The following is a 6,848-nucleotide window of genomic DNA, read 5'->3' on the forward strand; positions in this document are numbered from 1 at the left end:
GATTAACCGATCGAAACGGCGGGGTGGTTGTCGTGGGTGGCGATGAGCGCGTGGTGTTCGAGGACGGCGAACTGCCGGAGGGCTCCGAGGGGGTGGCGGAGTTCTACAGTGCGGTGGGAAAGCAGATCAAGATCTTCCGCGAGCGGGCAGGCCTGACACAGCGTGAGATGGCCGAAAGGATCGGCTACGGCGAGGACATGGTGGGGGCGGTCGAGCGGGGCCGCCGGACCCCGAGGGTGGAGTACCTGACGGCGGCTGATGAACTCCTCGGGGCCGGGGGCGTGTTGAAGGCGGTCGCGGATGACGTGATGAAGGCAAAGATCAGGGTGAGTACGCGGCACCCTGCGTGGTCCAAGGCGTTCACTACCGAGGAAGCTCAGGCTGTCGAGATCCACGGCTACAGCACACTCGACATCCCGGGCTTGTTGCAGACGGAAGCGCACGCGCGTGCGCTGTACGAGATGCGCAAGCCGGTGCTGCCGGATGACATGGTTGAAAAGTGGGTGGCGGCACGGCTGGCGCGGCAGGAAGTCCTGACCCGTGTGCCGCTGCCGATGATGAGTTGGGTGATCGACGAAAGCGTACTCCGGCGGCCCATGGGTGGCTGGGAGGTCCACGAGGAGCAACTTCGGCACCTGCTGAAGATCGGCAGGGTCCGAGGTCCTGAAATCCAGGTAATGCCGCTGGACCGGACCGAGCATGCCGGTATGGGGGGCTCCTTCAGCCTCCTCATGCCGAAGGGCAGGGCGCAGATCGCCTTTGTGGAGGTGCAGCATGTCAATCGGCTGATCACGGATCCGGAGGAAGTCCGTATCATGGCCGCACGGTACAGCAGCATCAGGGCTCAGGCGTTGGGCCTGAGGGAATCCCTGGCCTTGATCGAGAAGATGCTGGGAGAGCGGTGAGCATGGCCGAACTGGATTGGTTCAGGAGCAGCCACAGCACCAACGAGGGCGCGAACTGCGTAGAGGTCGCCTGGCGCAAGAGCAGCTACAGCGGAAATGAGGGTACCGAGTGCATTGAGGTCGCCTGGCGCAAGAGCAGCCACAGCACCAACGAGGGTGCCGCGTGCGTCGAGGTCGCCAGTGCCCCCGGTACCGTCCACGTCCGCGACTCCAAGGACAAGAGCGGACCGCAGCTGGCCTTCGGTCCGGCTGCGTGGCAGGCGTTCGTCGAGTTCGCCGCCGCCTCCTCCCTCTGACACACGCGCTCCGACGTCCCACCCTCTGAATACCCGTCACAGCGAGTCGGCCGTCCGCCAATCGGCGGACGGCCGTCTTCTGTACGGGTGGCCTCCCCCTCTTGTACGGGTCCCGCTGGTAGCAACGGAACGGACAAGCCAGGGGGGAACGCAGAGACGAGGTAGCGCAGCGCCATGTCCCACCACCTCAGCGGTCCCAACCTCCGCTCCCCCCGGGGCGACGCCCGGCTCGACCTCACCGACCTGTTCGCCTTCCCGGCGGCCGACGCCTCGGGCCGGACGGTCCTCATCATGGACGTGAACCCGTACGCGCCGACCCAGGCGACCGCGTTCCACCCGAACGCCGTCTACCGGATCAACATCGACAGCGACGGGGACGACCAGGCGGACGTCGCCTACTCCTTCACCTTCTCCGACCCCGACACCGGCGGCCAGACCGTCACCGTCCGCCGGGCCACCGGTGAGGCCGCCCGCAAGCACGAGGCCACCGGCGACGTCCTCTTCGCCGACGTCCCGGTCGCCTTCGGCGATGCGCCCGACGTCGTCCAGGCCAACGGTTACAAGCTCTCCGTCGGACTGCGCAGCGACCCCTTCTTCGCCGACCTCGAAGGGATCGTCAACAACTTCACCTGGACCGGCAAGGACGCGATGGCCGAGGCGAACATCTTCGGCATCGCCCTCGAAGTCCCGGACGCCGAGCTGGGGCCGGATCCGACGATCGGCGTCTGGGCGCGGGTCAGCCTGCACCAGGACGGTCAGCTGATCTCCGTCGACCGGGGCGCCCATCCGTCCCTGACGGCGTACTTCAACGCCGAGGAGGTCAAGGACGCCTACAACACGGGCGAGCCGGCCGACGACTGGGCGAAGTACCGGGAGCCGTGGACGGCTGTCCTCCAGCACACCGGGGACTACACCACGGACGCGGCCACCGAGACGCTGAAGCTGGTGCTGCCGGACATCCTGCGCTACGACCGCTCCCGCCCGGCGATCTACCCCAACGGGCGGACGCTGGTCGACGACGTGACCTCCGCCCGCCTGGCCATGGTCTCCGGCGGCAAGATCACCAGCGACCACATCCCCCCGCACGTCGACCTGCTCCCCGTCTTCCCCCACCTGGGCCACCCCCACCCGCCCAAGTGACGCCCCGGGGCTGCCCGTTCCCACCGGGCAGCCCCCACCTCCCGGATGCGTGTCCGGCGCTCCGCCGGGCAGACGCCCCGGCAGACCGGGCGCGGACGGCGCCCGCCGGTGAAGGGGGCGGACGTGGCCGCAGGAGCGCACGGAAGGGCGGCGCGCCGGGGAGCGGCCGCCGGCGACACGGCGGACCGCGCGCTGAGCGGGGCCGGTCGCGCCGGGTTCACGGCCCGGGGCGTGGTCTACGTCCTGGTCGGCTACCTCGCGCTGCGGATCGCCTTCGGCAAGGGCTCCGACGAGGCCGACCGCGAGGGCGCGCTGCGCACGGTGGCGGACGGGCCGCTGGGCCGGGTCGTGCTCTGGCTGCTCGTGGCCGGCTTCGCGGGCATGGCACTGTGGCGGGCCGGTGCGGCGGTGTTCGGGCGCGGCAAGGACGGCAAGCCGGGCAAGCGCGCGCTCAACACCGGCCGTGCGGTCTTCTACGGCGCCGTCTGCTGGGGAACCGCCGCGTTCGCCCTGGGCAGCGGCGGGCGGTCGAGCAGCGACGACACCTCGAAGGACTGGACGGCCTCCGCCCTCGGCCTGCCGGGCGGGCGCTACCTGGTCGCCGCGGCGGGCCTGGTGCTGGCCGGGATCGGCGTCGGCACGGCCGTCCGGGCCCTGCGGCACCGCTTCCTCGACCGGCTGGACACGGCGGCGATGGGGCCCCGCACCCGGACGGCCGTCACCGCCAGCGGTGTCGCGGGCAACACGGCCCGCGGGGTCGTCTTCGGGGCGGCCGGCGCCTTCGCCGTCACCGCCGCCGTCCGTTTCGACCCGCAGCGGGCCAAGGGCCTCGACGACACCCTCCGCAGTCTCGCCACCACCCCGGCCGGCCCCTGGCTGCTGGTGCTCACCGCCGCCGGCCTGCTGCTGTTCGGCGCCTTCTCCTTCGCCTCCGCGCGCTGGCGCCGCCTCTCCTGACGGCCCCCCCGCACGGCAACTGCTTTCGGGTGGCAGCGCGCCCGAAAGCAGTTGCCGTGCGGGGGCGGTGTGCGGTGATACTCCGGCATGAGCAGAATGGCGCAGGTCATCGTGTTGGCGATGTACGCGGACGAGGTGATGGAGCCGCTGACCCGGCCCGACGAGTCGCGCAGTTGGCGCGGTGAGTTCCGCTCGCTGGACCTGTTCGCGGGCGGCTGGGTCATCGAGTTCGAGCGCATGCGGCCGCGCTCCGGGCTGCTGGAGCACCTCGCCTCGCTCCCTTGGCCCAACCCGGGGTACGTCCAGGTGCTGATCCACGACGAGGAGGACGACTGCTTCGGCCTCTGGATGATCCACGACGGCAGGCTCGTCGAGGTGCCGCTGCCGCGCACCCGGCGGTACCACGGCCCGGCACCCGCCACCCACGAATTCCCGCCCAGCCCGGGATACCTCTGGCGGACCGACACCGGCAACGCCGTCCCGGCCGGTCTCTCGACCAGCCCCCAGGACCCGCGACCGGCCTGGTAGCGCCCGGGGCGCGTGGCAGTGCGCGGAGTGGGCGCGTCACAGGACAGAGCCGGTGCCGGAAGCCCGATGAACGAGGAGACCCTCTTGGAGATGTTCCGCTTCGACCGCGCGGAGAAGGTCGTCGACCGCTTCGACAGCGTGGGTGCCACCGCGACCCCGGTGGCCGCCGGAGACGGATCCGTCCACCTGACCTGCCTGGTCGTCGAACCGGGCGGGACCATCGGCGCCCATCCGGCCCCGGTGGCCCAGCTCTTCCTGGTGATCGCGGGCGAGGCTGGGTGGCGGGCGCCGACGGGCACCGGGTACCGGTGTCGGCCGGGGACGGCGTCCGCTGGGAGCCGGGGGAGGAGCACCCCTCCGGTACGGACACCGGCCTCACGGCCCTTGCCGTGGAGGGCCCGTCGCTGCTCCTGGCCACCCCCGGCCCGCGCGCGACCTCCTGAGGCCGCCCCGGCTCCGGCCGTCGCCGTGAACGCCCGTCCGCCGCCGGACACCCACACGGGGCCGGCGGCGGACGGGCGTTCACGGAGGTGTGCGGGCGGTGCCGGTTCAGGCGCCGTCGTAGTAGCGGCGCTCCTCCACCACCGGGTCGACCGTGCGGGCGCTCACCAGGCGGCGGCGCATGGCGCGGGCGTAGACGACCAGGCCGAGCAGACCGGCCACCATCAGGACGATGCCGACGACATCGACGTTGACGCCCGAGAGGTGCCAGTCGACGGCGAAGGTGAGGATGGCGCCCAGGGCGAACAGGATGATGCATCCGCCGATACCCATGACGATTTCCTTCCCGTGCGGGGGCGTGCGGTCAGGCGAGCAGGCGGTCGAGCATCGCGCGGTAGTCGCGCATCGCCAGTCGTAGCTGTTCGGTGCGGGCGCCGGGCTCCTCGTCGGGGGTGCGGCAGCCTTCGCGCAGGTCCTCCAGCCGTCGGCGGACGGCCTCGGCGATCAGGTCGGCGGTCCGGCCGACCAGGCCGTCGGCGGCGGCGACGGAGCCGGCGGGGTCGTCCACGAAGGCGATCTGGGCGCGTTCCCAGTCGGCTCGTGCTTCCTGGAGGGCCTGCGCGTCCAGCCAGGGGCCGGGGCCGCCGGCCGGTCGGCCGGGGGCGGTCGGCGCGACAGCCTCGCCGGTCGGAGCGGTCGGAGCGGCCGGCGCCTGCGGCATCAGGGGCGGCGCGGCCGGGGCCGCGGGGACGGCGGGCGGGGCGGGCGGCTCGGGCGCGCGGACCGCCGGGAACACCTGGAGCGCGGCGCCGTCCGGACGGTCCGGAGCGGGCGCGGGCTCGTGGGTGCGCTCGTGGCCGGCGGCGTGCCGGGGGCTGCCGGACCGGGCGTGGCGCGGATCGGCGTGCTGGGCCCTGCCGCGACCGGCCCGGTCGTCGTTGCCCGGGCCGTTTCCGGTGCGGTGCTGCTCGATGCGGGTCATCGTCTCCTCCTCGGACTGACGTCGTGCGGATCGGCGTACGGACGGGTGCCGGTCAGTGGCGGGCGAGTACGCCGCCGCGGTCGTCGTGGAGCAGTTCCACGATCAGGTCGCGGACGGCGATCACGGAGCGGCGCAGTTCCTCGCTGTCGGCGTCCCGGTCGTCCAGGGCCCGGCGGGCGTCGCGGTAGGCGGGCATCCGGGCCGCGTGATCGACGGAGAGGACCTCCGGCCGGTCCTCGCCCGGGTAGCCCATGTCGGTGAGCAGTGAGTCGAGCAGTCGCGCCGTGCGGACTGCGGACTGGCGCGGATCCTCGACGAACAGGGCCTGCAGGCCGCGCAGTTCGGCCAGGTAGCGGTCCCGGTCGGCGGCCTCGACGGGGGCGGTCTTCATCCGGCGGCGCAGCGCCATCCGGTCGGTGAGGTCGTGTTCGGCCGCCCGGGTGTCGCCGTTGTGGGCGAGGACGGCGCGGTCGTACTCCGGCCCGAACCGCTCGCGCAGCCTGCGTGAGCGCAGCCGGGGGGTCAGGACGGCGAAGAGCGCGGCGGCCGCGATGACCGCGACGATGACGATGTGGAGTGCCTCCATCTCCGCTCCTTTCGGGGGCGGTCCGCCGGTGCGGCCGCCGGGCCCTCGCCTTGCCCGTCCGGCGCCCGGCAAACCCGCCGGGGGCGGGCGGCCGTCCCGCTGCCGGGCCCGGGGAAACGGCTGTTCCGTCGAACGGGGTGTCGGGTACGGTTCCTGACACATGATCGACATCCGTGCGGGCGGGTGACCCGCGACTCCGGCGGCAGGCCGGGTGCGCCCCGGCCACCCCGTCGGACGAACCGCCCGGCGGCGTTCCGAAAGGCCACGAACCCATGCGCTTCCTCGCGGAGACGACCTCGGACGGCGTCTCGGAACGCCCCTTCACCCTCGGCGACGTCCCCGGCGTGCTCTGGTCGCCCGCCGATGCCGTCGGGGGCCGCCCGCTGGTGCTGCTGGGCCACGGCGGCGGCGGGCACAAGCGGCACGCGGCCCTGGTGGCCCGCGCCCGCCGCTGCGTGACGGAGTACGGCTTCGCGGTCGCGGCCGTCGACGCGCCCGGGCACGGGGACCGGCCGCGGAGCGAGCAGGACGAGTGGTTCGTGACGGAGATCGGGGAGTTGCTGGCGGCGGGCGAGCCGCTGAGCCCGGGGATCGCCCGCCACACGGCCGGGCTCGCGGAGCGGGCGGTGCCCGAGTGGCGGGCCGTGCTGGACGCGCTGCGCGAGCTGGACCACGTGGGGGCGGAGCACCCGGTGGGCTACTGGGGGCTGTCGCTGGGCAGCGTCATCGGCATCCCGTTGGTCGCGGCCGAACCGCGGATCACCGCCGCCGTGGTGGGCCTGGCCGGCCACGATTCGATGGCCGGGGCGGCGGCCCGGGTCACCGTCCCGGTCCGGTTCCTGCTGCAGTGGGACGACGAACTGGTGGCGCGCGAGGCGGGTCTCGCACTGTTCGACGCCCTCGGCTCCCGGGAGAAGACGCTGCACGCCAATCCCGGGGGCCACGGGGGCGTGCCCGCGTTCGAGCAGGAGGGCGCGGTCCGGTTCCTCGCGCGGCACCTCCGCGCGGCCGGC

Annotated in this window: 10 protein-coding genes; 7 read left to right on the forward strand and 3 right to left on the reverse strand. The window is 73.1% G+C overall.

Annotated features, from left to right (window positions below; translation table 11 throughout):
* Nucleotides 1-32 precede the first annotated feature (32 nt).
* The 6 genes from ACWDRR_RS14950 (at nucleotide 33) to ACWDRR_RS14975 (ending at nucleotide 4,269) form a co-directional block, all read left to right on the forward strand.
* Nucleotides 33-905, forward strand: a complete 873-nt coding sequence (locus ACWDRR_RS14950) for a helix-turn-helix domain-containing protein (RefSeq protein WP_449772583.1) — start codon at nucleotides 33-35, stop codon at nucleotides 903-905.
* A gap of 2 nt (nucleotides 906-907) precedes the next feature.
* A complete protein-coding gene (locus tag ACWDRR_RS14955) occupies nucleotides 908-1,201 on the forward strand; it encodes a DUF397 domain-containing protein (RefSeq protein WP_449772584.1) in 294 nt (97 codons plus the stop codon).
* A gap of 174 nt (nucleotides 1,202-1,375) precedes the next feature.
* Complete coding sequence (locus ACWDRR_RS14960) at nucleotides 1,376-2,341, forward strand: DUF4331 family protein (protein ID WP_449772585.1); 966 nt, start codon at nucleotides 1,376-1,378, stop codon at nucleotides 2,339-2,341.
* A 123-nt stretch (nucleotides 2,342-2,464) separates the two neighbouring features.
* The gene (locus ACWDRR_RS14965) at nucleotides 2,465-3,298 is read left to right on the forward strand and encodes a DUF1206 domain-containing protein (protein WP_449772586.1); all 834 of its coding nucleotides are present in this window, start codon (nucleotides 2,465-2,467) and stop codon (nucleotides 3,296-3,298) included.
* A gap of 87 nt (nucleotides 3,299-3,385) precedes the next feature.
* Complete coding sequence (locus ACWDRR_RS14970; RefSeq protein ID WP_449772587.1) at nucleotides 3,386-3,826, forward strand: hypothetical protein; 441 nt, start codon at nucleotides 3,386-3,388, stop codon at nucleotides 3,824-3,826.
* Between the two features lie 278 nt (nucleotides 3,827-4,104).
* Nucleotides 4,105-4,269 carry a hypothetical protein gene (locus tag ACWDRR_RS14975; protein ID WP_449772588.1) on the forward strand — a complete coding sequence of 55 codons (165 nt, stop codon included), beginning with the start codon at nucleotides 4,105-4,107 and terminating at the stop codon, nucleotides 4,267-4,269.
* Between the two features lie 106 nt (nucleotides 4,270-4,375).
* On the opposite strand, the gene ACWDRR_RS14980 is transcribed toward ACWDRR_RS14975, so the two are convergent.
* The 3 genes from ACWDRR_RS14980 to ACWDRR_RS14990 are packed head-to-tail and all read right to left on the reverse strand — an operon-like array spanning nucleotide 4,376 to nucleotide 5,835.
* Entirely contained in the window at nucleotides 4,376-4,600 is a 225-nt protein-coding gene (locus ACWDRR_RS14980) for a DUF6458 family protein (RefSeq protein ID WP_449772589.1), read from the reverse strand.
* 31 nt (nucleotides 4,601-4,631) lie between these two features.
* Complete coding sequence (locus tag ACWDRR_RS14985) at nucleotides 4,632-5,249, reverse strand: hypothetical protein (RefSeq protein WP_449772590.1); 618 nt, start codon at nucleotides 5,247-5,249, stop codon at nucleotides 4,632-4,634.
* Nucleotides 5,250-5,301: 52 nt separating this feature from the next.
* Complete coding sequence (locus ACWDRR_RS14990; RefSeq protein WP_449772591.1) at nucleotides 5,302-5,835, reverse strand: hypothetical protein; 534 nt, start codon at nucleotides 5,833-5,835, stop codon at nucleotides 5,302-5,304.
* Between the two features lie 272 nt (nucleotides 5,836-6,107).
* Here ACWDRR_RS14990 and ACWDRR_RS14995 point away from each other — a divergent pair.
* Nucleotides 6,108-6,848 (forward strand): alpha/beta hydrolase (locus ACWDRR_RS14995; protein ID WP_449772592.1); only part of this gene is annotated, 741 nt, incomplete at its 3' end.

This window comes from Kitasatospora sp. NPDC003701 (genome assembly GCF_053587085.1).

Coding starts and splice junctions, on each gene's coding strand:
- ACWDRR_RS14970 (WP_449772587.1), top strand. CDS start 3,386: ATGAGCAGAATGGCGCAGGTCATCGTGTTGGCGATGTACGCGGACGAG.
- ACWDRR_RS14955 (WP_449772584.1), top strand. CDS start 908: ATGGCCGAACTGGATTGGTTCAGGAGCAGCCACAGCACCAACGAGGGC.
- ACWDRR_RS14990 (WP_449772591.1), bottom strand. CDS start 5,835: ATGGAGGCACTCCACATCGTCATCGTCGCGGTCATCGCGGCCGCCGCG.
- ACWDRR_RS14980 (WP_449772589.1), bottom strand. CDS start 4,600: ATGGGTATCGGCGGATGCATCATCCTGTTCGCCCTGGGCGCCATCCTC.
- ACWDRR_RS14960 (WP_449772585.1), top strand. CDS start 1,376: ATGTCCCACCACCTCAGCGGTCCCAACCTCCGCTCCCCCCGGGGCGAC.
- ACWDRR_RS14985 (WP_449772590.1), bottom strand. CDS start 5,249: ATGACCCGCATCGAGCAGCACCGCACCGGAAACGGCCCGGGCAACGAC.